The sequence below is a fragment of the Actinoplanes flavus genome, assembly GCF_017592555.1.
Taxonomy (GTDB): domain Bacteria; phylum Actinomycetota; class Actinomycetes; order Mycobacteriales; family Micromonosporaceae; genus Actinoplanes; species Actinoplanes flavus.
Genome location: NZ_JAGFNS010000004.1, coordinates 58,923 through 81,540, shown reverse-complemented (window position 1 = coordinate 81,540; position 22,618 = coordinate 58,923). Strand labels below are relative to the sequence as shown.

Below are 22,618 nucleotides of genomic sequence, written 5' to 3'. Positions count from 1 at the left end.
AAGTGGGTATGAGGTGTCCGACCGTATTCGCCGGACAGAGGAGTTGTTCAGATGAGTGCCGTCACCAACCCGGCCACCGTCGCGGAGTGCCTGCGGGTGGGCGCCGGATTCACGCAAGGTGACCGGAACTGGCTGGTCGAGCAGTTCAGCACCCTGGACGCCCGGCTCGCCGGGTTCCACGCCGACGCCACCGAGCTGGAGATCATGGTGAAGGACCGGGCCGCCCGCGGCCAGAAGGTCACCCTGGAGTGCTGGCTCAGCGGCGGCGAGAAGATCGTCACCACGTCCTCCGAGGAGGACCTGCACGCGGCCGTCATGGACGTCCGCGACGATCTCCGGCGGCGCATCGACGGCGTCAAGGGCAAGCACGAGCCGCGGCACAACCGGAGTCTGCGGGAGGTGCCCCAGCCCACCGTGGCCGAGGAGTAACAGGTTCACCTGGCGGACCGCCGGCGCTCGCCTGCGGCGACCGGCGGCCGCCACCGACGGGGTGCTGGTCCCCGCACCGCGGTTCGGCCGGTGATCGTCCCGCTACCGTGACGGTATGCGTGAAACGGCGAAAGAACTGATCGAGCTCCAGGCCCTTCTCGACGCCTCGCTGTCCCGCTCCACCGACCATCTCCAGTCGATCTTCACCGGCCGGACCGTGACGGCGGAGCAGCTCACCGGCGTCCTGACCGGCATGTGCACGCTCGCCCTGTCCACCGTGACGGCCCGGGGCGAACCGCGGATCAGCGGTGTCGACGGGCATTTCCTGCACGGCAGGTGGGTCTTCGGCACCGCCCGGACCGCGGCGAAGGCACGTCATCTCGCCGCCCGCCCGGCCGCCAGCGTCGCCCACCTGCGCGGCGAGGACCTGGGCGTCTTCACCCACGGCACGGTCGAGGTCCTGAACCCGCTGGGCGGCGCCCCGGCCGCCGACTGGCCGGAGCTGCTCACCTACTTCCAGGACTTCTACGGCGCGGACGCGTTCGACTGGGAGCTGGAGGTCGTCTACTACCGCCTGCACCCGAGCTGGATGACCGTCTACGCCCCCGACATCACGAAGCTCTCCGCTACTTCGTGAAGACCAGCTCCAGCAGCGCCGGGCCGGCCACGCGCAGGGTGGCGCCACCGTCGATCGGCTCGACGAGCGCCCGTCTGCAGCCGTCCCTCTCCACCGAGACCGAACCGCCCCGGGTCAGCTGAAGGAGGGCGAAGCCGCTGGCCGGGGTGGTGCAGGCGGGCGCCGGCGGGGCGGCGACCAGCTCCTTGCGGATGGCGGCCCACGCGCTGTCGTCCATCAGGCCGCCGGAGCGGAAGTCGCCGGCCGGTTTGTCGCCGCCGCGCTCCTTCTCCGGCACGAAGTAGACGCAGCGCCGGACCTCGGTGGCGGCCGGCAGCGAGTCGACGTTCACCTCACGGACGTTGTCGAACGCTCCGTACGCCCAAGTCATGTCCCCGTACGTCTGGGAGCATCCGGCCCGCGCGGCGGCGTCGGACTCGATCTCGCTGACCACCTTGCTGGAGACCTCGGTCGTCCTCAGCGCGCCGTAGACGTCGCGGAACTCCTGACGGGGCTTGCCGCAGTCGTCGATCGGGACGCCCGGCCGCACCCACCGCCCCCGCGCGTCGAGCAGCACCAGCCACGGCACCGCCGGCAGGTCGGCGGTGCAGGCCTCCGCGTCGTAGTCGACGTCCGGCAGGCGCAGCGCCGGAAGCAGCGCGCCGAGGTCGTCGGTCTTCGACTCGAACGCGACGTAGTCGCTGCCGCCGGACGGCCGCTGCTTGACGGTGGCACCGCAGATGACGGCGCTGACCGGCTGGAACGAGTCGTCCAGCAGCGGCATGGTGAGGGCCTCCTGCGCCCCGTCGACGCCGACCGCGTCCTCCGGCCGGTGCTTGTCACAGGACTCCCACCGGTCGTTGACGGTGAGGGTGCCGATCCGGGCGGCCAACGGGAGATCGCTGTCGCCCACGGTGTCGCCGGGCCGGGCGCAGCCGCCCACGAGAAGGGTGAGCATCGCGATCGTCGCGACTGTCGCTCGTACGGGCATCCGGGTCCTCCAGCATCGGCGGTTCCTGTGTTCCGCCGGTGTGACGTGCCCGGATGCCCGCCGGTTCCGCTATCGCAGCGAGTCGACGTCGATCACGAACCGGTACCGCACGTCGGACGTCAGCACCCGCTCGTACGCCTCGTTGACCTGCTCGGCGCGGATCAGCTCGATCTCCGGGGCGATGCCGTGCTCGGCGCAGAAGTCGAGCATCTCCTGGGTCTCGGCGATGCCGCCGATGCTCGATCCGGCGAACGAACGCCGGTTGCTGAACAGCGTGAACACCTTGACCGGCAGCGGCTCGGGCGGCGCGCCGACGTTGACCATGGTGCCGTCCAGGCGCAGCAGCCGCAGGTAGGCGTTGACGTCGATGGGCGCGCTGACCGTGTTGACGATCAGGTCGAAGGTGTCGGCGAGCGCCTCGAACGTGGCCGGGTCGCTGGTCGCGTGGTAGTGCGCGGCCCCGAACCGCAGCCCGTCGTCCTTCTTGCCGAGGGTCTGCGACAGCACGGTGACCTCGGCGCCCATGGCGACGGCGATCTTGACGGCCATGTGCCCGAGGCCGCCCATGCCGACCACGGCCACCTTCTTGCCGGGCCCGGCCTTCCAGTGGGCCAGCGGCGAGTAGGTGGTGATGCCGGCGCAGAGCAGCGGGGCCGCGGCCTCGTGCGGGATCGTCTCCGGCACGCGCAGGACGAAGTCCTCGTCGACGACGATGTGGGTGGAGTAGCCGCCCTGGGTGACGGTGCCGTCCCGGTCGGTCGACGCGTACGTGCCGACGTTGCCGTTCAGGCAGTACTGCTCCTGGCCGGCGCGGCAGTTGGCGCACTCCCGGCAGGAGTTGACCATGCAGCCGACCCCGACCCGGTCGCCGACCCGGTGCTTGGTGACCTCGGCGCCGACCTTCGTCACGTGCCCGACGATCTCGTGGCCGACGGTGAGCGGGTACGGCACCTCGCCCCACTCACCACGGACGGTGTGGATGTCGGAGTGGCAGATGCCGGCGTAGCTGATCTCGATGAGGACATCGCGGGGGCCGGGGTCGCGCCGCTCGACGGTGGTGCGCACGAGCGGTTCGGTGGCCGACGGAGCCGCGATGGCGTTGACGGTGAAGATGGTGTCCTCCGAGGGTGGTGGTGTCTCTCCGTACCGAAGATCTTGCCTGGGAGAGGGCGGGCGCGACCACTCCGGAGGGGTGTACTGACAGGGCATCCTCCGCAGTCGGTGCCAACTTGGCACCACTGTTGTGCCATAAGGCCTTGCGCGTGTGCCATACAAGTGCCACAGTAGTGCCATGGACTTGACCACGTATGTGAACAACCTCGGACGCGAGTTCGCCGCACTCGCCGAGGCCGGTGGCGAGGAGGCGCGTGCGCTGGTCGAGCGCCTGACCGGCCCGCTGGAGTCGGCGATCCGGATGACCCTGCTGGAGACGCTCACCGCCGCCGCCGACGAGATCACCCGCGACCTCGCGCCCGGCTCGGTGGAGCTGCGCCTGCGCGGCCGCGACCCGGATTTCGTGGTGGCGCTGCCACCCGCCGAGCCGGTGGCACCGAGCGGTGCCACGACCGCCGCCCCGGCCCCGGCCGGCGACCCGTCGTTCAGCGAGGAGGGCCCGGCCACCCGCCTCAACGTCCGGATGCCCGAGCAGCTCAAGGCCGCCATCGAGGAGGCCGCCGCCCGCGAGGGCCGCTCGGCCAACGCCTGGCTGGTCCGGGCCGCGGCCGCCGCCCTCCAGCGCACCGAGCCCGGCCGGCCCGCCGAACCCACGGTCCCCGGCCCGCCCGGCCGGAAGACCTTCAGCGGCTGGGTCCGCTGACCGCGACGCACCACACTCACACCCGTCCCCACCTGCGGAGACGGTCCACGTACCGATGATGTGGAGACCACCATGCCAAAATTCGGCACCCCCGGCCCGATCACCCTCGACCTCGACCTCGGCGGCGCCGACGTCCAGATCACCGCCACCGACCGCACCGACACCCTGATCGAGGTCCGCCCCCGCAACGCGTCCGACGAGTCCGACACGAAGGCCGCCGAGCAGGTCCGGATCGACCACACCGACGGCACCCTGCGGATCACCGGCCCGAAGTACCGCCCGCTGGAGTTCTCCCGCCGCTCCAAGGCGGTGGACGTGACCGTCGAACTGCCCAGCGGTTCGGCCGTCGCCGCCGAGGTGCAGGTGGGCAACTACCGGTCGGCCGGCCGGCTCGCGGGAAGCCGCTTCAAGACCTCCGCCGGGCACGTGTCCGTCGAGCACGCCGACGGGCTGCGCGTCGCCACGGCCGCCGGGCACGTCACGGTGGGTCGCGTCACCGGCGACGCCGACATCTCCACCGGCAGCGGGCGGGTCCGGGTCGGCGAGGTCGGCGGCGCCGCCACGGTCAAGAACAGCAACGGCGACACCACGATCGACACGGCCGGCGGTGAGGTACGGGTCCGGGCGGCCAACGGCGCCATCACCGTCGGGCGGGCCGGCGCCGGCGTGGACGCCAAGACGTCCAACGGCGAGATCCGGCTCGGCGAAGTGGTCCGCGGCTCGGTCACCATCGGCACCTCCCTGGGCGACCTGGACATCGGCATCGCCGAGGGCACCGCCGCCTGGGTGTCCGTCGACACCGCGTTCGGGCGGGTGTCCAACCAGCTGGCGAACACCACCGGCCCGGACAGCGGCGACGAGACCGTCGAGATCCGCGGCCGCACCTCGTACGGCGACATCACCATCCACCGCGCGTGACACCCCCCGAAAGGACCACCATGACCTCCGCGATCACCGTGACCGGGCTCCGCAAGGCGTTCGGCGACCAGGTGGTGCTCGACAACCTCGACCTGACCGTGGCCCGCGGGACGGTGTTCGCCCTGCTCGGGGCGAACGGCGCCGGCAAGACCACCACCGTCAAGATCCTGTCCACGCTGCTGCGCCCGGACGCCGGCGACGCCCGGGTCGCCGGCCACGACGTCACCCGCGACGCCGACGCGGTCCGCGCGGCGATCGGCGTCACCGGCCAGTTCTCCGCGGTCGACAACCTGCTCACCGGCGAGGAGAACCTGCGGCTGATGGCCGACCTGCACCACCTCGGCCGGCGCGAGGCCCGACGCAAGGCGGCCGAGCTGCTGGAACAGTTCGGGCTCACCGACGCCGGCGGCAAAGCGGTCTCCACCTACTCCGGCGGCATGCGGCGGCGGCTCGACCTGGCGATGACCCTGGTCGGCAGCCCTCAGGTGATCTTCCTGGACGAGCCGACCACCGGCCTCGACCCGCGCAGCCGCCGGGACATGTGGCAGATCGTCCGGGACCTGGTCGCCGGCGGCGTCACCATCTTCCTCACCACCCAGTACCTGGAGGAGGCCGACGAACTCGCCGACCGGATCGCCGTCCTGGCCGGCGGCCGGCTGGTCGCCGAGGGCACCGCCGACGAACTGAAACGCCGCATCCCCGGCGGGCACGTCCGCCTCCGGTTCACCGACCAGCGGGACCACGACAAGGCCGTACGGGTGCTGGGCCACACCGCCCCCGACGGCGACGCGCTCGCCCTGCGGGTGCCCAGCGACGGCAGCGTCCGCTCGCTGAAAGCCCTGATCGACCAGCTCGAGGCGCAGTCCCTCGAGGTCGGCGAGCTGTCCGTGCACACCCCCGACCTCGACGACGTCTTCCTCGCCCTCACCGACGACAAGGTGGCCACCGCATGAGCACCCCGACCCTCACCGCCCCGGCGCTGCGTTTCCACCCGCTGCGCGACTCGACCACGATGCTGCGCCGCAACCTCAAGCGCATGCTGCGGTACCCGTCGATGACCGTCCTGCTCATCGGCATGCCGGTCATCTTCCTGCTGCTGTTCGTCTACGTGTTCGGCGGCACGATGGGCGCCGGGCTCGGTGGCTCCCCGGCCGACGGGCGCGCCGCGTACGCCAACTACCTGACCCCCGGCATCCTGCTGATGACCGTGATGTCCACGGTGCAGGGCACCGCCATCTCGATCGCCATGGACATGACCGAGGGCATCATCACCCGGTTCCGGACCATGCACATCGCCCGCGTCTCGGTGCTCACCGGGCACGTCATCGGCAGCCTCATCCAGGCGATGCTGGCGGTCGCCGTGGTGACCGGCGTGGCCCTGCTGGTCGGTTTCGACCCCGCGGCCGACCTGCTCGGATGGCTGGCCACGGCCGGCTTCGTCGGGACCGTGGCGTTCGCCTTCATCTGGCTGGCCGTCGCCCTCGGCCAGGCCAGCGGCACGGTGGAGACGGCCAGCAACGCGCCCATGCCGCTGATCCTGCTGCCGTTCCTGAGCAGCGGCTTCGTGCCCACCGAGTCACTGCCGGCCGGAATCCGCTGGTTCGCCGAATACCAGCCCTTCACCCCCATCATCGAGACCATGCGCGCCCTGCTCGCCGGCAACCCGCCCGGCAACGACCTGTGGATCGCGCTCGGCTGGTGCGCGGTCATCGCCCTGGGCGGCTACCTCTGGTCCAAGCGCCTGTTCAACCGCGAATCCAAGCTCTGAACCGGTTTATCGGCGCGGGCGGCCGGGAAGTACCCGGTCGCCCGCCGTAGATTCCTGATGACCGAGGGAGCAATCCGGATGACCGTCCTCGCCGACACCGCCGTCCACGACGAGGCCGCCACCAGCACCGACCGTGCCAGTGAGCTGATCAGCGCGATGGCGGCGCTGCCCGCCGGCCACCCGTCGCGGCCCGGCCTGCGCGACCGCGCCATCGAAGCCTGGCTGCCGCTGGCCCGGCACCTCGCCAACCGGTACGCCAACCGCGGCGAGCCCCGCGACGACCTCCACCAGGTCGCCATGGTCGGTCTGATCAAGGCGGTGGACCGCTTCGAGGCCGACCGGGGCGTCGACTTCAGCGGCTTCGCGATCCCCACCATCGTGGGCGAGCTGAAGCGCCACTTCCGGGACCGCACCTGGTCGGTGCGTGTGCCCCGCCGCCTCCAGGAGCTGCGCCTGGCCATCACCGCCGCCAACAGCACGCTCAGCAACACGCTGGGCCGCTCCCCCACGGTCGCCGACATCGCCACTCACCTGGGCATCAGCGAAGACGAGGTGATCGAGGGCCTGGAGGGCGCCCGCGCCTACAACTCGACAAGCCTGTCCACCCCGGTCGCCGAAACCGGCACCGAACTCGGCGACACCCTGGGCGGCGAGGACGCCGGCTTCGAGGCGGCCGAGCTGCGCATCGCTCTCGGCCCGGCGCTGTCCAGCCTGGACGACCGCGAGCGGAAGATCGTCACGCTGCGCTTCTACGGCAACCTCACCCAGCAGCAGATCGCCGACCAGATCGGCATCTCCCAGATGCACGTCTCCCGCTTGCTGGCCAAGGCGCTGGTCAAGCTGCGCGGTCAGCTCGAGTCCATCGCTTGATTCTTCCGGTACGCCCGACCCCGCCCCGCCCGGTCAGGGCCGTTCCGCCGGCCCACGCGACCTGGCTGCCCGCTCCGGCCTGTGCCGCGCCCGCCGGGCGCAGATCGGTGGTCCCGCAGGCCGGCCACGCCGCCACACCCCGCTGATGTTCACCGGGCCGGGCGGGTGACCATTTCCGGGCCACCCGCTCGGTGGCGTGATGAGAACGGCACCGAGCGGCGGCAGACGAGGACGTGGCCGGCCGGCCCGGGCACCGATCTACGCCCGGCGGGCGCGGCACAGGCCGGAGCGGGCAGCACGATCGCGCCGACCGGGCGGGACGGCCCTGATCAGACGGGACGAGGACACGCGTACGGCAAAAGGAGCGAAAAGCGGACCTCGGCCATGGCAGATCTCTAGCCGAGCGGGACGCGTTCCGCCACGGTGTCGTCGAGCCGGGTGCCGCGGGTCTCCGCCGCGTAGCCGGCCACCGCGAGCGCGGCCAGCAGGAACGACGCCGCGAAGACGGTGAGTGCCACGGGCAGGGAGAGGGCCAGCAGGGCGCCGCCGGCCAGTGGCGCGGTGACCGCGCCGATGCGGGCGAACCCACTCGCCGCGCCCAGCCCGGAGGCGCGCAGCTGCGTCGGGTAACGCTCCGGGGTGTACGCGTACAGCGCGGCCCAGGCGCCCAGCGTGAAGAAGTTCATCAGCCCGGCGGAGACCAGCACCATCGCCGCCGAGTCGGCCACCGCCCACCCGAACGTGGCGACCGCGGCCGCGGCCAGATAGCCGGCGAGCACCGGTTTGCGGCCGGCTCGTTCGACCAGCCAGGCCGCCGACAGGTAACCGGGCAGCTGGGCCAGCGCCAGGAAGAACACGTACTGGTAGCTGCGCAGGAACCCGTACTCGTCGGCGAAGATCTGCGGCAGCCACGCGAAGATGCCGTAGTAGCCGAAGCCGATCAGCAGCCACACCGTCCACAGCAGCAGGGTGGTCCGGCCGAGCGGGCCGCGCAGCAGGTCGCCCGGGGTGGCCGCGCCCTGGCCGGCGGGCAGCCGCAGCGGCCTGGCCGGTGGCGTGACTCCGTTGATCCGTGCCACTTCGGTCACCAGTGCTGACGCTCCCACCGTGTCACCACGGGCGAGCAGGTACCGGGCCGACTCGGGTACCCGCAGCCGGGCCCACAGCACCAGCAGCGCGGCGGCCGCCGAGGTGGCCAGCAGCCAGCGCCAGCCCACCGTCGGCATGATGATCAGGGCGAGCGCGGCCGCCGCCACCGTGCCGACCGCCCACCAGCTCTCCAGCAGCACCAGCCAGCGGCCCCGATCGCGGGTCGGCAGGTATTCGGTGAACAGCGCGAAGTCCAGCGGCATCGCCCCGCCGAGCCCGAATCCGGTCAGCGCCCGCAGCACCGCGAGCCAGACCGGGCCGGGCGCGAACGCGGACGCCACCCCGAACACCGCGAAGATCGCGATGGTGAGCTGGAAGCCGAGGCGCCGGCCGACCCGGTCCGCCATGATGCCCCAGAACCAGGCGCCAGCCAGCATCCCGGCGAAGGTGGACGCCACCACGAGCCCGGCCTGCCCCGAGGTCAGGCCGAACTCCGCGGTCACCCCGGGCAGCGCGAACGACAGCAGCAGGATCTCGGCGGCGTCGGCGGCCCAGGTGATCCCGCACAGCAGGAAGAGCCGCCGCTGGAACCGGCCGAACCCGACCCGGTCGATCGCGTCCTGAATGTGCACGCCGGTTCACGCTACCCGCGCTCTCCGCCCGCATGACCGGTTTCGGTCATCCGGGGGCGGCCTAGGCGTCCGGGACGGTCCGCCAGAACGCGCACCGGTGACCGGCCGCCATGTCGGTACGGCCGGACGACTCCGCGGTGAAGGAGCGCACGTACGGCGTACCATGACCGGTTTTGAACGGAGGCCATCCGGCCGTGCCCGTGCCGGCGAAGCGGGACCACTCGCCGACCATCGCGGCGGCGAGCGCCGGCTGCGGAGTCCCGGTCAGCCAGTCCAGGCCGTCGAAGAGGTACGGCAGTTCGAGCCCGTGCGCGGCGCCCCAGGGATAACCGTCCCAGAGCACCGGCGTGTCCCGTTCGGCGAACTCGTAGCCGTGCACCCGGGTGTGCCGGGCCAGCAGCGCCGCGGTCTCGAACGCCGGGCAGGCCCACATCCGGTCGGTGGCGACCGCCGCCCAGGCCAGGCCGGGTCGTCCGTCGTGATCGCTGACCGGGTACTCCGCCGCGACCCGGGTCCACCGGTCCCCGAAGCCGGCCCGCAGCGCCGCCTCGAACTGCTCCTCCGTGTACGGCTCCCAGGTGTCCAGCGCGCCGACCATCCCGCGCGACTCGTCACGATTGCCACCGATCAACACCGGTACGCGGGTGAAACGCCCGGCCCGCAAGGCGTCGGCGGGGTGTTCCGGTAGCAGCGGGGTGCCGTGGGCGGGCCGGGTGAACGCGCCGATCCCCGCGCCGGGGGTCGCCTCGACGAGCCGGTCCGCCGGCAGGGCGCGCAGGCAGGCGAGCGAGCCGGCGCAGCCGAGTCGCTCGGCGAGCTCCGTGCCCGCGCTCTCCAGCTGCGGCCGCCCGATCCAGGGCTGTCCGGCCGGCTGACCGAAGTTGATCCCGGCGGGCCAGCTGGTCAGGCACGATCCGGACTGGATGATCGCCCGGTCGAAGAGCCCGGCCGCGCCCGGTGAGGTGAGCTGGGCGCAGACGCTGAGCCCGCCGGCGGACTGCCCGGCCAGGGTCACGTTGTGCGGATCCCCGCCGAACGCGGCGGCGTTGCGGCGCACCCAGCGCAGCGCGGCCTGCTGGTCCAGCAGGCCGAACGTGCCGGAGCCGGCCAGGCCGGGCAGGCCCAGGTAGCCGAAGACGCCGAGCCGGTAGTCGACCGTGACGACGACCGTGTCGCCCTGGACGGCCAGGCGGTGCGGATCGTAGGAGCTGCCCGCCCCGGTCTTGAAGCTCCCGCCGTGCAGCCACACGATCACCGGCCGCCGGGTGCCGGGCCGAACCGGTGTGGTGACGTCGAGATAGAGGCAGTCCTCGCTGGTCACGGTGATGGTCGGATCGCCGCTCGGCGGCTGGGCGCAGGCCGGGCCGGATGCGGTCGCCTCCCGGACTCCGGTCCACGCCGCGGCGGGTCGCGGCGCGCGCCACCGCAGGTCGCCGGTCGGCGCGGCGGCATACGGCAGACCACGGAAGACCCGGTGGTCGCCGGTCACGGTGCCGCGGACCGGGCCGAGATGGGTGTGGACGACGGGCGGATCGCTCACCGGGGGCGAACCCGGAAGGAGCAGGACGGCGGCGAGCAGGGCTCTCATGGCACCTCCTGTTTTATGATGCGCTTGCATCATAAAACGATGGAAGACTGTCTCGCATGCCTAAACGCGTCGACCACGAGCTTCGACGGCGCCAGATCGCCGAGGCGGTCTGGCGGATCGCCGCCTCCCGTGGGCTTCCGGCCGCCACCCTGCGTGAGGTGGCGGCCGAGGCCGCGGTGTCGATGCGCCTGGTGCAGTACTACTTCACCACCAAGGAGCGCATGCTGATCTATGCGTTCGAGTACGGGGCGGAGGCGGCCGGAGAGCGGATGCGCGCCCGGTTCACGGCGCTCGGCCGCGCCCCCGGCCCGGTCGACGTGGTCCGGATCTGCCTGCTCGAACTGCTGCCCACCGACGACGACAGCCTGCTGCTGGCCCGCGTCCACGCCGCCTACTACGCGGCCGCGCTCACCGACCCGGCACTGGCCGGCGCCGACGCCCGGAACCCGCAGCACCAACTGGAGTCGGTGCTCGCCACCCAGCTACGAGCCGGGCAGGCCGCCGGTGACGTGCCCGGCGGCGTCGACCCGGCGTTCGAGGCCGGCGGCCTGGCCGCTCTGGCCGCCGGCCTGTCGTCGTCGATTCTGGTCGGCGCGCGGTCCCCGGACGACGCGGTGGCATTGATCGACTACCACGTCCGCCGCCTGTTTCCTACCCCTCCGCGGTCTCGACGCGGGCGATGAGCAGCTTCAGCCGCCCGATCTCCTCGGCGAGCGCCGACCGCCCGGCCGCGGTGAGGGTGATCCAGGTCCGCCCGCGCCTGCCCTCGTAGCCCTTCTCGACCTCGATGAGGCCGGCCGTCTCCAGGACGCCGAGGTGCTGGGACAGGTTTCCGGCGGTCAACTGCAACTGGCCACGCAGGTAGCCGAACTCGACCCGCCGCGCCTCGTGCGCGATGGTCAGAATGCCGAGGCGGACCCGCTGGTGCACCACGTCGTCCAGCCCGGTGACCGGGTGCGCCGGCTCGGTCTCGGCGGTCATCGCCGCCGGGCCAGCGCGAATCCGGCCGCGCCGAGCAGCAGCACCAGACCGTTGATCACCTGCTGCGGCACGAACTCGGCGGGCACGCTCTGATGCGCCTGCCAGCCGAAGTCGATCGGCACCAGGACGACGGCCAGGTAGCCGAGGGTGAACAGCAGCAGCCCGGTGTTGCGCTCGAGCCGGGCCAGCACCAGCAGCGCGACGCCGATGATGCCCCACGGCGCGACCAGCCGGTCCAGGACCATCCACCCGTACGCCAGCGGCTCGGCGGGTGGCGGATTGTCGGCGAGGTAGACCCGGACGGCCACCCAGGCGGCGAGGAAGACGAGGATCAGGGCGGCGCCGGTGATCGCATACGGCAGGACCCGGGCCTCCACCCCACGCGACCGGGCGACCCGCCGGTAGGCGTAGGCGATCGCCGCATACGCCATCAGCAGCGCGGGCGGCCAGTAATACAGCACACCGTCACGGGAGAACTCGCATTCACCGGTGGGCGCGCACCGCACCTCCATGCCGAACCAGTCGAACGGGATCGCCGCGAACGTCACGACGGCCAGCACCAGCAGCGCGACCCAGGTCACCCGCTGATCGCGCCGGACCCGGTGGGCGAGGTCACGCACCTCGGACAGCAGCCGGCGGGGGTCGCCGGGCACCGCATCAGTTGTCATGCCAACAGGTTTCCATCACAAACCAATTTGCACAAGTGCAACCCTCAACTTCAGGGGTACGGGGACCGAAAGACATCAGTGTTCGCCACGCGAAGGAGTCACAGGCTGATGCGCCCGGTCCCGACGATCGACCTCACCATCGGTGCTCTGCTCGAAGACCGGCGCGTGCGGTCGGTGTTCCAACCGATCGTCGACCTGTCCACCCGTACCGTCGTGGGGTTGGAAGCCCTCGCCCGCGGCCCCGCCGGAACCACCCTGGAATTCCCGGACCGGCTCTTCGCCGAGGCCCGGGAAGCGGGACGGCTTGGTGAGCTGGACATGCTCTGCTTCGAACGCGCCATGGAAGGCGCGATGGCGGCGCCGGCCGCCCCGCCGCTGCTGTTCGCCAACGGTGAGCCCGGCGTCATGGACCAGCCGCTGTCGCCGCGGCTCATGGAGCTGTTCGCGGCCCGGCCCCCGTTCCGGGCGATCCTCGAATACACCGAGCGCGCCCTGCCGGCGGTGCCCGGCAGCATGCTCCGCCTGGCCGGATCCATCCACCTTGGCGGCAACGGCATCGCCCTGGACGACGTCGGCGCGGACCCGATGTCGCTGGCGTTCCTGCCCATCCTCGAACCCGAAGTGATCAAGCTCGACATGAGCGTGATCCGCGACCCGGACTCCGAGCACTCCCGGACCGTCGCCGCCGTGGTGCGGGCCGAGGCCGCACGCACCGGCGCCGTACTGATCGCCGAGGGCATCGAAACCGAGGCGCACCTGCTCACGGCCCGGCGGCTCGGGGCGCGCTGGGGCCAGGGCTGGCTGTTCGGCCGGCCCGGGCCGATCGGGAACGTCCGGAATTTCGACCCGGCGGCGGCCGGCGTGCTGCGCCGGTCACGGCCGGGATTCCACCAGCCGGTGGGTACGCCGTTCGAGGTCGCGTCCCGCAGCCGGCCGGTCCGGCAACGCGTCCCGGGGGACGTCGAGGCGGGACTCATCCGGCTGCGGGAGACCGCCATCGATCACGATTGCGCCGTCGTCGTGGTGTCCCACCCGGGGCTCGCCGGGCTCCTGCAGGGGCTCGCCGCGCCGGGACGGGCGGTGGTGCTGCTCGACCAGCCGGTCGGGGGCGAGTTCGTGGCGGCGGTGGTCGGGCCGGGCTTCGGGTACGCGATGTGCGCCCGCGACGGCGCCATGGTGACCGTCGACGACCTGCCCACGGCGGCCGCGGTCAGCCGGGTCCTGCTGTCGCACACCGCCTAGGACACCGGTTTCCGGACAACCGACGTGCTCGGCGCCGCGGTCAGCCAGGCGCCGCTGTCGCACACCGCCCAGACTGCCGGTTTCCAGACCATCCACCTGCTCACCGCCACAGCCAGCCGGATGCCGCAGCCTAGGCTGCCGGTTTCCGGACGATCCACGTGCTCGCCGCTAGGAAGGCGGGGGTACCGTCGGTCTCGTCGATGCCCAGTTCGCCGTCGGCCCGGTAGTGGATCACCCGCTCCGGATAATTATCCGAGCGCAGCGTCACCCGGCCATCATCACCGGCGAGCGGGCACCAGGTGGCGTCGGCCCGGAAGATCGCGCTGCCGTCCGGCGCCGCCAACTTCATCCGGAACGCGTAATGCCGCAGGTAGCGACCGTTGACGGCGCGCAGTGAGAGGCAGTCGGGGTCGGAGAGGCCCTCGACCACGGTGAAGGCGGTCCGCCGGGTTCTGGTCCGCACCAATGTGGCCAGTTCGGGGCCGGACGCCAGGAAACGGCCCGGGGTGGCGACCAGTTCCAGGGAGCGGGTGCCGGTCAGCGTCAACGGGGCCGCGGTGGTCGGCGGGGCCGGCGTGACCGGCCTGGACACCGCGCTCGGCGTGCCCACCGCGGCGGGCGTGCCCGCCGGGCCGGGCAGCATCACCACACCGGCGGTCAGGGTGGCCACCGCCGCTACCGAGACCGTCGCCGTCTTGACCGTCACCGGCACCGCTGCCGCCTTGACCGCCGTCGTCGTTGCCTTGGCCGCCGCCGTCGTCGTTTTCGCCGCCATCGTCGTTGATTTCGCCACCGCCGTCGTCTCGGCGAGGCGGCTCAACGCCGCACCGGCCAGAACGGCCGGCACGGCGACGAGAGCCAGGTCTCCCAACAGGCGGTCCACCGGAATCCGGTCACCGCCGGCTCGGAGGCAAACCCCACATCCGCGTACGTGTCGCGCGAGCCGTTTGCGCCACAGCGACGCCGGCTCCCCGTCCCAGCCGTCCGCCGCCCGGGTCAGCCCGGCACAGACCCGCTCGGCGGCGAGAGCGGCCACGACAGCCCGCGCGTTCTCCAGCTGCTCCCGCATCCGGTGGACGCGGACCCCGGCATGGGTGAGGCTGACCCCGAGGGCGTCGGCCGTGTCCTGCCGGGTGACCCGCCCGGCCAGCTCCTGCCACCACAGGGCGAAAAGGCCGCGATCATCGGGATCCAGCCACCGCCCGGCCCGCGCCACCGCCCGCCGCTGATCGTGCAGGCCGAGCCGGAGGACGGCCAGCTCCTCGAAGCCACCGCTGGATTCGGGAAGGTTCACCGCGTCGTCGAGCGCGACGGCCCGGCCCGCCTCCCGGTCCCGGCGGGCCCGGTGCGCGCTGATCTCGCGCATCGTGATGACCAACAGCCAGGACCGGAACCTGTCCGGATCCCGTAGTGAACCCAGATCCCGGACGACGTCCAGCAGCACCTGCTGGACGACGTCGTCGGTGTCCGCATGCCGGGACAGCGCACTGCCCACGACGTTGTAGACGAGCGGCAGAAACGCCCTGATCAGCTCCTCCAGTGCCCGCTGATCACCCGCGCGGGCCGCGCTGACGAGGCGTCGGCAGGTCTCATCAGCGATCATCTTCTATCCCGTCACAGGGTGGGCACCACCGGCATGATCATGCCGTCCGTGCCGAAACGCAACGGGTCGATCGTGACCTCGCGGTTGGTGCCGTCTCCGGCCGGGATCGCGAACCGGTGGTAGGCGATGTACCACGTGTCGGTGCCGGGCGCCTGCACGATCGAGTGGTGCCCGGGCCCCTTGATGCCCAGATTCAGGTTCTTCGACAGGATCGTGCCGCGATGCGTCCACGGCCCGAGCGGTGACGTGCTGGTGGCGTACTCGACGTGATAGTTCTCCGAGCGCGTGTCGTCCACCGAGTAGGTCATGTGATAGACGCCGTTGCGCTTGACGACGAACGGCGCCTCACGGAAGTTCGGCAACCCGAAAGTGGTCACCCTGGCCGGGTCGAAGGAGATCATGTCGGCATTCAGGGGTACGGCGTACGCGTACCCGTTTCCCCAGTACAGATAGGACTGACCGTTGTCGTCGGTGAACACCGCCGGGTCGATCATCTGTCCGCTGCGGAACCCGGCCGCGATCAGTGGACGGCCCAGCGCGTCGGTGAACGGCCCGGCCGGGCTGGTCGAGGTGGCCACGCCGATGTTGGTGTCGCCGCAGAAGTAGAGGTAGTAGCGGCCGTTGCGGTAGGCCACGGTCGGCGCCCACGCCCGCCCGCTCGACCAGTCGACCTGGGTGGCCAGATCGAGGACGGTGCCGTGATCTGTCCAGTTCACGAGGTCGGTGGAGGAGAACGCCTTGAACCGGGTGCCGCTCCAGCCGGCGTAACCGTCGGTCGTCGGATAGATGTAGTAGCGGCCGTTCAGGTAGGCGATGTTCGGGTCGCCGTACAGGCCCTTGATCACCGGGCTGGGGCGGCCGGCCACCCATGGGGCGGTGACGCGAAACGAGCTGTCCGCCGCGAATGTGCCAGGGTTCGTGGTCGAGGGGTCGACCCACAGCTGATTGTCACGGTGCCGTAGATACCGCCCCGGGTAGTTCGACGACTCCAGGCGCACCGAACCGCTGACCGACCCGTCCCGTACGCAGAAGGTCGCGTCGGCGAGGAACGTGGCCGTGCCCGCGTTGGTCTCCAGCCGGATCCGGAAGTCGCGGTGGCGCAGCCACATGCCGTTGGCCGCCTGGAACGAGACACAGCCGGCGCCGCCGGCCAGGCCCGGTGTCACGGTGAAGGTGGCGTCGCTCTTGGCCTGGGCCGAGCTGGCCGAGGTGACCGCGGCGACGCTGCCGAGGTAGTCGCTGTGCCGCAGGTAGCGGCCGGTCAGGTTGACCGACTCCAGCGACCGGGCGCCGGTCGGGATCTCGGCGGCCGCCGCCGGGCCGGCGGCGACGGCCACGATCATCGACGAGCCCAGGAGTACGGTCGCCGCGCGGGCGAGATTGCGCATGGTTGCTCGCTTTCCGGTCAGCTGGTCAGGCGGAAGGTGGCGTCGGCCCGCCCGGTGGCGGTGGTGATCTCGTCGAGCCGCAGCAGGTAGTTGTAGTGCCGCAGGTAGCGGGTCGGGTGGTTGAAGGACCGGAACGACACCGCCGAGGAGTCGGCGAGCCCGGCGACCCGGGTGAAGGTGGCGTCGGCGGCGAAGGCGGCGCTGCCGTCGTTCGGGGCGAGCGCGAAGTCGAAGTTGCTGTGCCGCAGGTAGTAGCCGGGGAAGTTGGTGGACTCGATCGACATACCGCTCGTGCTGGCCAGGCCGGGCACCAGCCGCCACTGCGAGTCGGCCAGAGGGGAGACACCGGCGTCGATGCGGGCGTCGAAATTGCTGTGCCGCACGTACCGGTCGGTGAAGTTGTACGACTGGAGCCGGTTGACCCCGGTCGTGAAGGTGGCCCACTTACCGTGCAGCGCGGTGTACTGCGCCTGGGTGATCGGCAGGATCGTGCCGTGCCGCTTCCGGCTGGCGCCCAGCGCGTACTCGGTGGCACCGCGGATCCGGTAGGCGCTCAGCGAGGCCGGATTCGTGGTGGCCAACGGGAGATAGCCGCGGCCGGACGCGTACTGGTCGACCCACAGACCCCATTCGTTGCGATCGTTGAACTTGTGCAGGATCGGGCCCTCCACCTGAGCCCCGGTCAGGCCCAGCCCGGACAGGTCGCCGAGCCGGGTCCAGCCGCCGATGATCTGGTTGCTGCCCTCGATGGTGATCTGCCCGTCGCCGGAGGCCCGCACGTACCGGTAACCACCCGCATTGCCCGCGATCTCCAGGATCTGGGTGTCGATGATGCCCTGCGTGCCCGGCCGGTCGATGTAGATCTGCGGGCTGGTGAAAGTGCGGAAGTCGGTCGTACGGGAATAGTGGATCCGCGCCTTGTCGGTAATGGTCGCCCAGTAGACCACGTAGTTTCCGGCCGCCGGGTCGTAGATGGCCTCCGGCGCCCAGGCGCAACCGGCGCCAGGAATGGCGCCCGCGACGTTCACCAGGCGTGGCGCCGACCAGGTGGTCAGATCGGTGGACTCCCACACGACCAGGGCGGTGCTGCCGCTGTGCTGGGCGACGTCCCAGCCTTTGCCGCTGGCGATCCGCAGGTCGGTGGCGATCAGGTAGAACCGGTCACCGGCCGGGGAGCGGACCAGGGCCGGATCACGGACGCCCTTCTCCCCCACGCTGGACAGCAGCACCGGCTGCGACCCGTTCAGGTCGGTCCAGTGCAGGCCGTCGGTGCTGGTGGCGAAGTACATCTGCTCGCCGGTGGCGCTCTCACCGGTGAAGTGCGCCATGAGGTAGGCGGTGTACACGTCGGCGGCCGCCGCGGGCCGCGCCGGGAGACCGACGGCGGCCGTGACGACGGCGCCGCCGATCGCCGCGAGCAGCTCCCGCCGTCGTGGCTGATAGCTCATGAAATGCCTCCGGGAATGGCATGGGGATTGTTAAACCGGCGTTACGAGCACATGTTATCGCTAACACATTGACTGTCAAGGCGGTCAATTCCTAAAGGCACGTGTATTCCGGGAGCGCGCACATTACAGAAATCCGTACACGATTTCTCATCGTTTTTCGGCGGTCTGTTATCGTTCCGCTGCATGTGGAGCAAGGAGATCGTGGCCGGGCGCCCGGCGTGGCGGCACACCCCGTCCGGGGTGGTGTTCCGGAAGGTGCCGGGCGGAGTGTTCCGGATGGGCCTGTCCGAGTCGGAACTCGACGCGGTCCGCCGGATCGAACACGGCGGCGGCGTCGAGGACACCATCGAGCCGTTCCTCGCCGCCGTCGGCGACTGCCGGCCGGTCCGCGAGGTGAAGGTGGAGCCGTTCCTGCTGGCCCGGCACCCGCTGACCGTCGAGCAGGTGCGGCACTGGCTGCCCGACTACGACGACGACTACGCCGACACCGACACGACCGCCGCGCGTCTGGAGGACGACCTCGACGACCTGCTGGCGGCCCTGCCGTTCCGGCTGCCCAGCGAGGCCGAATGGGAGTACGCGGCCCGCGCCGGAACCACCACCCTCACCTTCCGCGGTGACGCGAAGCCCGACGAGGACCAACTGCTCGACGACTTCGGCGACGAGCCCCGCACCGCCGCCGCCGAGAACCCGTTCGGCCTGGCCGGCATGGGCTCAGCCGCCGAGCTCTGCGCCGACGTGTGGATCCGCGGCTTCGACGGCGCCCCCACGGACGCCGCTCCCCGCACCGGCGACGGCCCGCTGACGGTCCGCGGCGGCGCGGCCGATCTGCACCCGTGGCAGGGCTGCGACGAGTGGCTCCTGCTGCTCTCCACCACCCGCTACGAACACGACCTCTTCACCGCGATCCGCCCAGCCGCCCCACTACCGCCGCAGTAACCCCAACCCCACGGCACTCACTACCGCGGCAAATTCCCGTCTCCGGAAGCCCTGCAGAGATCTCCGCGGTCAAGGAGAAGGGCGCGGCCCGTCAGCCAGACCGCGCGATCTTGCTGGTTTCGCCACCGAAAGCGGCAGCAACCCGTCCAAGATCGACATTCAAGCGGCGCGAGAGCGGCCGCAGCCGCGGCCTCGACCACGAAGCGGTCCACGACCGCGCTTACCCGCCCGGATGCCATTGGCACCGGGAGTGCCCGTTGGTTCGAGGTCCGGCGGTGCGGCGGGTGCCGGGGCTGGCGTGTCGGCGGCCGGTGGGCCGGCTGGTTAGGTGACGGTGGTGGGGGCGGGGGCGGTGCTCTCGCGCCGCAGGACGCGGATCGGTGGGCCCGGGTAGTCGGCCGGCTGGACGCCGTCGAGGGTGGCGATGACCACGCGCGCCAGGCTGAGGCCATGGTCGTGGACGTCGATGCTGAGCGCGGACAGCGGCGGCACGGCCAGCTCACACAGTGGCGAGTCGTCGTGGACCAGCAGGCTCACCCGTTCGGGGACCGGCACCCCGCTCCGGATCAGCTCCTGTTCGGCGGCGACCGCCATCACGTCGTTGTCGAAGATCACCGCGGTGGGCGGCGGTGAGCCGGCCAGCAGACTCTGGACGCCGCGCACCCCGGCCTCGGCCCCGTAGTCGCCCTCGACGATGCGCGCCTCGACGCCGTGCCGGGTGGCCGCCGCGTGCATGGCCACCGTGCGGTCGGCCGTGTGCACCAGGTCGGCGGGCCCGCTGACCCGTCCGATCACCCGGTGACCGAGCCCGGCGAGCATCTCCACGGCGACCGTCATGGCTCCGGCGTCGTCGGTGACCACCCGCGGAAAGGCTGCCGTGTCGGCCCGCCCGGCGAGCACCGCGGGCAACCCCAGCCCGGCCAGGAACTCCGGCCGGATGTCGTCGTGGACCAGGTTCACCACGACGACGGCCTGCACCGTCCGGTCGCCGGCCCAGCGCTGATAGGTGGCCAGTTCGGCTTCCAGGTCCGGCACCACGAGCAGCAGCACGTTCGCCCCGTAGGGCGCGAGCGCCTCCTCCATGCCGGCGATCAGCTCCATGAAGAACGGCTCGACGCCGACCCGGGCGGCGCTGCCGGTGAGCACCAACCCGATCAGGCCACCCGGGGTGGGCATCGTCAGCCGACCTGTGCCGGCGTGGTGAGCGCGTTCGCCGACCGCAGCACTTCGGGCGCCGCGAACGCCTCGCCGTCGACGGTCGCCGCCGTGGTGACGGTGAACGTGTGCGTCTCCCCTGGCAGCAGGTCGACGAGCATGTCGTCGACGACGGCGTCGGGCGCGACCCGGTCGGCGAGCACGGCCACGTCCCGGGCGAACGATGCGGCGGTCACGGTGATCGAGTATCCGCCCTCGACGGCCACCACGTCTGCCCGCACCGCCGCTGGGTCGTACCGCAGATCGAAGTCCTCGGCGAACAGATGGGTGGCGCGCAGCCCACCGCTGTCGGCGACCAGCACCTCCCGGTCGGGTTCGACGGCCGCGAGCAGGGCCGGGTCGACGTCGATCAGCCCGACCGACCGGGCCGGCACGTCCACCTCGACGGTGACCACGGCCAGCTCGGCGCCGTCGAAGCGGACCCGCCGCAGCCGGGCGTTGTCACGCCACGGCTCATCGCGATCATTGATCACGGCGAGCACGGTGCGGCCGGCACGCTCCTGGAAGGACAGCAGGACCGGGGCGTACGTGCGGCGCAGCGCATACCAGGCCGGTTTGAGCCGCCCGGAACCGTCGACGACGGCCCACGAGGTGACCGGCCAGCAGTCGTTGAGCTGCCACAGGATGCTGCCCATCGTCCGTGGGGCGTGCCCGCGCAGGTGGGCGACCGCATACGCGGTGGCCCGCGCCTGGTTGAGCTGGGTGGCCCAGTGCCAGGCCGCGAAGTCGGACGGCACCGCCATGTGGTGGGCCAGCCCCCGGTCGAGCTTGCCGTTGCCGTCCTCCGCCTTCTGGTGCAGCAGGAAGGCGGCCGAGTCCTTACGCAGATCCTCCGGTGCGAGCGTGGCGGTCAGCGTCGACCAGGCGGGCGGCGCCTGCCAGCCGAACTCGGAGCAGAATCGGGGTACGGAGTTGTCGTGGAAGCGGTAGTCCTCCCGGTTCCACGCCTCCCACTCGTGGCGGGTGCCGAACCGGTCGTCGTTGGGGTGGACGACCTCGGGGTCGTGGCCGGGGCTGGACGGGCTGCCCGGATGGTACGGCCGGGTCGGGTCGAGCTCGGCCAGCAGCGACGGGAAGTCCTCGTAGTAGTAGCGGGCGCCCCAGGTCGCGCCGTTCAGCGCTTCCTTCCACTGCCAGTCCTCGTGGCCCCAGATGTTCTCGTTGCCGCCGTTCCACAGGATCAGTGACGGGTGCGGGGCGAGCCGGGTCACGTTCTCCCGGGCCTCGGCGAGGATCTCCGACCGCATCGGCTCCTCCTCGCTGTAGGCGGCGCACGCGAGCGGGAAGTCCTGCCAGACCAGCACGCCGAGCTCGTCGCAGACGTCGTAGAACTCGTCGGACTCCCAGATCCCGCCGCCCCAGACGCGCAGCAGGTTGGCGTTGCCGGCGACCGCGCGCTCCACGGCCGCTTCGAGGCGCTCGCGGGTGATGCGGGTGAGCAGGTGGTCCTCCGGGATCCAGTTCAGCCCGAGGACGAAGATCTCCTGATCGTTGACGATGAGAGTGAACCGGCTGCCGTGCTCGTCGGGGCTCTCGTCGAGCCGCACGTCGCGGAAGCCGACCCGGGTGCGGTACTCGTCGAGCACGTGCTCGCCCGTGAGGAGGGTGACCTCGACCGGCACGAGTGGCTGCTTGCCGTGACCCACCGGCCACCACACCGGCGCGTCCGGCACGTGCAGCTCGACGGTGGCCCGGCCGGCGACGACGCCGGCCCGGGCGGTGCGTCCCGCGGCCCGCACCGTGACGGTCAGCGGCACGTCGGACGCCAGCTCGACGTCGACGTGCACGGTGAGCCGGTCACGGGTGGCCAGCGGCCGCACCGACGCGAACCGGGCGGTGTGCCAGCGCTCCAGGCGGACCGGCTTCCAGATGCCGGCGGTCTGCAGGTCGGGGCCCCAGTCCCAGCCGAAGGAGCAGGCCATCTTGCGGACCGCGTTGAACGGATGAGGGTACGGCCGGGGACGGGAGCCGGCCTGCTCCTCGAACCGCTCCGCGTGCTCCAGCGCCGAGTCGAACCGGACGCTCAACGGGATCTCCCCGTCGCGCAGCAGGTGCCGCACGTCGAAGCGGTAGCCACGGTGCATGTTGGCGGTCCGCCCCAGCTCGGTCCCGTCGACCGCGACGGTCGCCACCGTGTCCAGCCCGTCGAAGACCAGGTCGACCCGCTCGCCGGGCGCGGCCGGGGCGGCCGTGAACGTGGTCTCGTAGAGCCAGGCGCTGCGGTGGAACCAGGCGAGCCCGGCCTCGTTGACGCCGAGGTACGGGTCGGGGATCAGGCCGGCCGCGAGCAGGTCGGTGTGGACGGTCCCCGGGACGCCGGCGGGCAGCCGCGACGCGGCGATCTCCGATGGGACGTGGCCACCCACGGAACGGACGGTCCAGCCCTGGTGAAGGTCGGTCTTGAGCATGGGTGGTGC

The 22,618-nt window shown here is 71.7% G+C and carries 21 protein-coding genes; 10 read left to right on the top strand and 11 right to left on the bottom strand.

Annotation, left to right across the window (positions count from 1 at the left end; translation table 11 throughout):
* The first annotated feature begins 51 nt into the window (after positions 1-51).
* Positions 52-429 (top strand): HPF/RaiA family ribosome-associated protein, encoded by a 378-nt coding sequence (locus tag J5X75_RS07580; protein ID WP_208466592.1) that lies wholly within the window; start codon positions 52-54, stop codon positions 427-429.
* A 115-nt stretch (positions 430-544) separates the two neighbouring features.
* On the top strand, positions 545-1,066 hold the full coding sequence (locus J5X75_RS07575; protein WP_208466591.1) for a pyridoxamine 5'-phosphate oxidase family protein: 522 nt from the start codon (positions 545-547) through the stop codon (positions 1,064-1,066).
* On the opposite strand, the gene J5X75_RS07570 is transcribed toward J5X75_RS07575, so the two are convergent.
* Complete coding sequence (locus J5X75_RS07570; protein ID WP_208466590.1) at positions 1,056-2,036, bottom strand: hypothetical protein; 981 nt, start codon at positions 2,034-2,036, stop codon at positions 1,056-1,058. The two genes, J5X75_RS07575 and J5X75_RS07570, sit on opposite strands and share 11 nt — an antisense overlap.
* Positions 2,037-2,105: 69 nt before the next feature.
* Positions 2,106-3,149 carry an NAD(P)-dependent alcohol dehydrogenase gene (locus tag J5X75_RS07565; RefSeq protein WP_307797992.1) on the bottom strand — a complete coding sequence of 348 codons (1,044 nt, stop codon included), beginning with the start codon at positions 3,147-3,149 and terminating at the stop codon, positions 2,106-2,108.
* A gap of 178 nt (positions 3,150-3,327) precedes the next feature.
* Between J5X75_RS07565 and J5X75_RS07560 the strand changes: the two genes are divergently transcribed.
* The 5 genes from J5X75_RS07560 (at position 3,328) to J5X75_RS07540 (ending at position 7,408) form a co-directional block, all read left to right on the top strand.
* On the top strand, positions 3,328-3,852 hold the full coding sequence (locus J5X75_RS07560; RefSeq protein ID WP_208466588.1) for a ribbon-helix-helix protein, CopG family: 525 nt from the start codon (positions 3,328-3,330) through the stop codon (positions 3,850-3,852).
* A 72-nt stretch (positions 3,853-3,924) separates the two neighbouring features.
* Positions 3,925-4,770, top strand: a complete 846-nt coding sequence (locus J5X75_RS07555) for a DUF4097 family beta strand repeat-containing protein (protein ID WP_208466587.1) — start codon at positions 3,925-3,927, stop codon at positions 4,768-4,770.
* A gap of 20 nt (positions 4,771-4,790) precedes the next feature.
* Positions 4,791-5,723, top strand: a complete 933-nt coding sequence (locus J5X75_RS07550) for an ATP-binding cassette domain-containing protein (RefSeq protein ID WP_208466586.1) — start codon at positions 4,791-4,793, stop codon at positions 5,721-5,723.
* Positions 5,720-6,538, top strand: a complete 819-nt coding sequence (locus J5X75_RS07545) for an ABC transporter permease (protein WP_208466585.1) — start codon at positions 5,720-5,722, stop codon at positions 6,536-6,538. The genes J5X75_RS07550 and J5X75_RS07545 overlap by 4 nt, the downstream gene beginning before the upstream one ends.
* 78 nt (positions 6,539-6,616) lie before the next feature.
* Positions 6,617-7,408, top strand: a complete 792-nt coding sequence (locus J5X75_RS07540; RefSeq protein WP_208466821.1) for an RNA polymerase sigma factor SigF — start codon at positions 6,617-6,619, stop codon at positions 7,406-7,408.
* A 395-nt stretch (positions 7,409-7,803) separates the two neighbouring features.
* Here the strand turns inward: J5X75_RS07540 and J5X75_RS07535 are convergent, their stop codons facing one another.
* Both J5X75_RS07535 and J5X75_RS07530 read right to left on the bottom strand, forming a co-directional pair.
* Positions 7,804-9,129, bottom strand: coding sequence for an MFS transporter (locus tag J5X75_RS07535; RefSeq protein ID WP_208466584.1), 1,326 nt, complete (start codon positions 9,127-9,129; stop codon positions 7,804-7,806).
* Positions 9,130-9,190: 61 nt separating this feature from the next.
* Positions 9,191-10,717 (bottom strand): carboxylesterase/lipase family protein, encoded by a 1,527-nt coding sequence (locus tag J5X75_RS07530; RefSeq protein ID WP_208466583.1) that lies wholly within the window; start codon positions 10,715-10,717, stop codon positions 9,191-9,193.
* Positions 10,718-10,773: 56 nt separating this feature from the next.
* Between J5X75_RS07530 and J5X75_RS07525 the strand changes: the two genes are divergently transcribed.
* Positions 10,774-11,400, top strand: a complete 627-nt coding sequence (locus J5X75_RS07525) for a TetR/AcrR family transcriptional regulator (RefSeq protein ID WP_208466582.1) — start codon at positions 10,774-10,776, stop codon at positions 11,398-11,400.
* On the opposite strand, the gene J5X75_RS07520 is transcribed toward J5X75_RS07525, so the two are convergent.
* The gene (locus J5X75_RS07520; protein WP_208466581.1) at positions 11,369-11,698 is read right to left on the bottom strand and encodes a transcriptional regulator; all 330 of its coding nucleotides are present in this window, start codon (positions 11,696-11,698) and stop codon (positions 11,369-11,371) included. The two genes, J5X75_RS07525 and J5X75_RS07520, sit on opposite strands and share 32 nt — an antisense overlap.
* Positions 11,695-12,366: a hypothetical protein gene (locus J5X75_RS07515; protein ID WP_208466580.1), complete on the bottom strand. Its 672-nt coding sequence runs from the start codon at positions 12,364-12,366 to the stop codon at positions 11,695-11,697. Before J5X75_RS07515 ends, J5X75_RS07520 begins: the two co-directional genes overlap by 4 nt.
* A 108-nt stretch (positions 12,367-12,474) precedes the next feature.
* Between J5X75_RS07515 and J5X75_RS07510 the strand changes: the two genes are divergently transcribed.
* A complete protein-coding gene (locus J5X75_RS07510) occupies positions 12,475-13,608 on the top strand; it encodes an EAL domain-containing protein (RefSeq protein WP_208466579.1) in 1,134 nt (377 codons plus the stop codon).
* A gap of 130 nt (positions 13,609-13,738) precedes the next feature.
* Here J5X75_RS07510 and J5X75_RS07505 read toward each other — a convergent pair whose 3' ends face one another.
* From J5X75_RS07505 to J5X75_RS07495, 3 genes are read right to left on the bottom strand one after another with little or no spacing between them, the layout of a single operon-like run.
* Positions 13,739-15,211, bottom strand: a complete 1,473-nt coding sequence (locus tag J5X75_RS07505) for a sigma-70 family RNA polymerase sigma factor (RefSeq protein ID WP_208466578.1) — start codon at positions 15,209-15,211, stop codon at positions 13,739-13,741.
* Positions 15,212-15,222: 11 nt separating this feature from the next.
* The gene (locus tag J5X75_RS07500) at positions 15,223-16,599 is read right to left on the bottom strand and encodes a family 43 glycosylhydrolase (protein ID WP_208466577.1); all 1,377 of its coding nucleotides are present in this window, start codon (positions 16,597-16,599) and stop codon (positions 15,223-15,225) included.
* A gap of 17 nt (positions 16,600-16,616) precedes the next feature.
* Positions 16,617-18,047 (bottom strand): AbfB domain-containing protein, encoded by a 1,431-nt coding sequence (locus tag J5X75_RS07495; protein WP_208466576.1) that lies wholly within the window; start codon positions 18,045-18,047, stop codon positions 16,617-16,619.
* Positions 18,048-18,230: 183 nt separating this feature from the next.
* Between J5X75_RS07495 and J5X75_RS07490 the strand changes: the two genes are divergently transcribed.
* Positions 18,231-18,986, top strand: a complete 756-nt coding sequence (locus J5X75_RS07490) for a formylglycine-generating enzyme family protein (RefSeq protein ID WP_208466575.1) — start codon at positions 18,231-18,233, stop codon at positions 18,984-18,986.
* 324 nt (positions 18,987-19,310) lie between these two features.
* Here J5X75_RS07490 and J5X75_RS07485 read toward each other — a convergent pair whose 3' ends face one another.
* Both J5X75_RS07485 and J5X75_RS07480 read right to left on the bottom strand, forming a co-directional pair.
* Positions 19,311-20,162, bottom strand: a complete 852-nt coding sequence (locus J5X75_RS07485; protein ID WP_208466574.1) for a LacI family DNA-binding transcriptional regulator — start codon at positions 20,160-20,162, stop codon at positions 19,311-19,313.
* A gap of 2 nt (positions 20,163-20,164) precedes the next feature.
* Positions 20,165-22,609, bottom strand: coding sequence for a glycoside hydrolase family 2 protein (locus J5X75_RS07480; protein WP_208466573.1), 2,445 nt, complete (start codon positions 22,607-22,609; stop codon positions 20,165-20,167).
* Positions 22,610-22,618: the final 9 nt, after the last annotated feature.

Excerpts from the sequence above, each read along its gene's own strand:
- J5X75_RS07580 (WP_208466592.1), top strand. The coding sequence starts at position 52 with ATGAGTGCCGTCACCAACCCGGCCACCGTCGCGGAGTGCCTGCGGGTG.
- J5X75_RS07575 (WP_208466591.1), top strand. The coding sequence starts at position 545 with ATGCGTGAAACGGCGAAAGAACTGATCGAGCTCCAGGCCCTTCTCGAC.
- J5X75_RS07570 (WP_208466590.1), bottom strand. The coding sequence starts at position 2,036 with ATGCCCGTACGAGCGACAGTCGCGACGATCGCGATGCTCACCCTTCTC.
- J5X75_RS07560 (WP_208466588.1), top strand. The coding sequence starts at position 3,328 with ATGGACTTGACCACGTATGTGAACAACCTCGGACGCGAGTTCGCCGCA.
- J5X75_RS07555 (WP_208466587.1), top strand. The coding sequence starts at position 3,925 with ATGCCAAAATTCGGCACCCCCGGCCCGATCACCCTCGACCTCGACCTC.
- J5X75_RS07550 (WP_208466586.1), top strand. The coding sequence starts at position 4,791 with ATGACCTCCGCGATCACCGTGACCGGGCTCCGCAAGGCGTTCGGCGAC.
- J5X75_RS07545 (WP_208466585.1), top strand. The coding sequence starts at position 5,720 with ATGAGCACCCCGACCCTCACCGCCCCGGCGCTGCGTTTCCACCCGCTG.
- J5X75_RS07540 (WP_208466821.1), top strand. The coding sequence starts at position 6,617 with ATGACCGTCCTCGCCGACACCGCCGTCCACGACGAGGCCGCCACCAGC.
- J5X75_RS07530 (WP_208466583.1), bottom strand. The coding sequence starts at position 10,717 with ATGAGAGCCCTGCTCGCCGCCGTCCTGCTCCTTCCGGGTTCGCCCCCG.
- J5X75_RS07525 (WP_208466582.1), top strand. The coding sequence starts at position 10,774 with ATGCCTAAACGCGTCGACCACGAGCTTCGACGGCGCCAGATCGCCGAG.
- J5X75_RS07520 (WP_208466581.1), bottom strand. The coding sequence starts at position 11,698 with ATGACCGCCGAGACCGAGCCGGCGCACCCGGTCACCGGGCTGGACGAC.
- J5X75_RS07515 (WP_208466580.1), bottom strand. The coding sequence starts at position 12,366 with ATGACAACTGATGCGGTGCCCGGCGACCCCCGCCGGCTGCTGTCCGAG.
- J5X75_RS07510 (WP_208466579.1), top strand. The coding sequence starts at position 12,475 with ATGCGCCCGGTCCCGACGATCGACCTCACCATCGGTGCTCTGCTCGAA.
- J5X75_RS07505 (WP_208466578.1), bottom strand. The coding sequence starts at position 15,211 with ATGATCGCTGATGAGACCTGCCGACGCCTCGTCAGCGCGGCCCGCGCG.
- J5X75_RS07500 (WP_208466577.1), bottom strand. The coding sequence starts at position 16,599 with ATGCGCAATCTCGCCCGCGCGGCGACCGTACTCCTGGGCTCGTCGATG.
- J5X75_RS07495 (WP_208466576.1), bottom strand. The coding sequence starts at position 18,047 with ATGAGCTATCAGCCACGACGGCGGGAGCTGCTCGCGGCGATCGGCGGC.
- J5X75_RS07490 (WP_208466575.1), top strand. The coding sequence starts at position 18,231 with ATGTGGAGCAAGGAGATCGTGGCCGGGCGCCCGGCGTGGCGGCACACC.
- J5X75_RS07485 (WP_208466574.1), bottom strand. The coding sequence starts at position 20,162 with ATGCCCACCCCGGGTGGCCTGATCGGGTTGGTGCTCACCGGCAGCGCC.
- J5X75_RS07480 (WP_208466573.1), bottom strand. The coding sequence starts at position 22,609 with ATGCTCAAGACCGACCTTCACCAGGGCTGGACCGTCCGTTCCGTGGGT.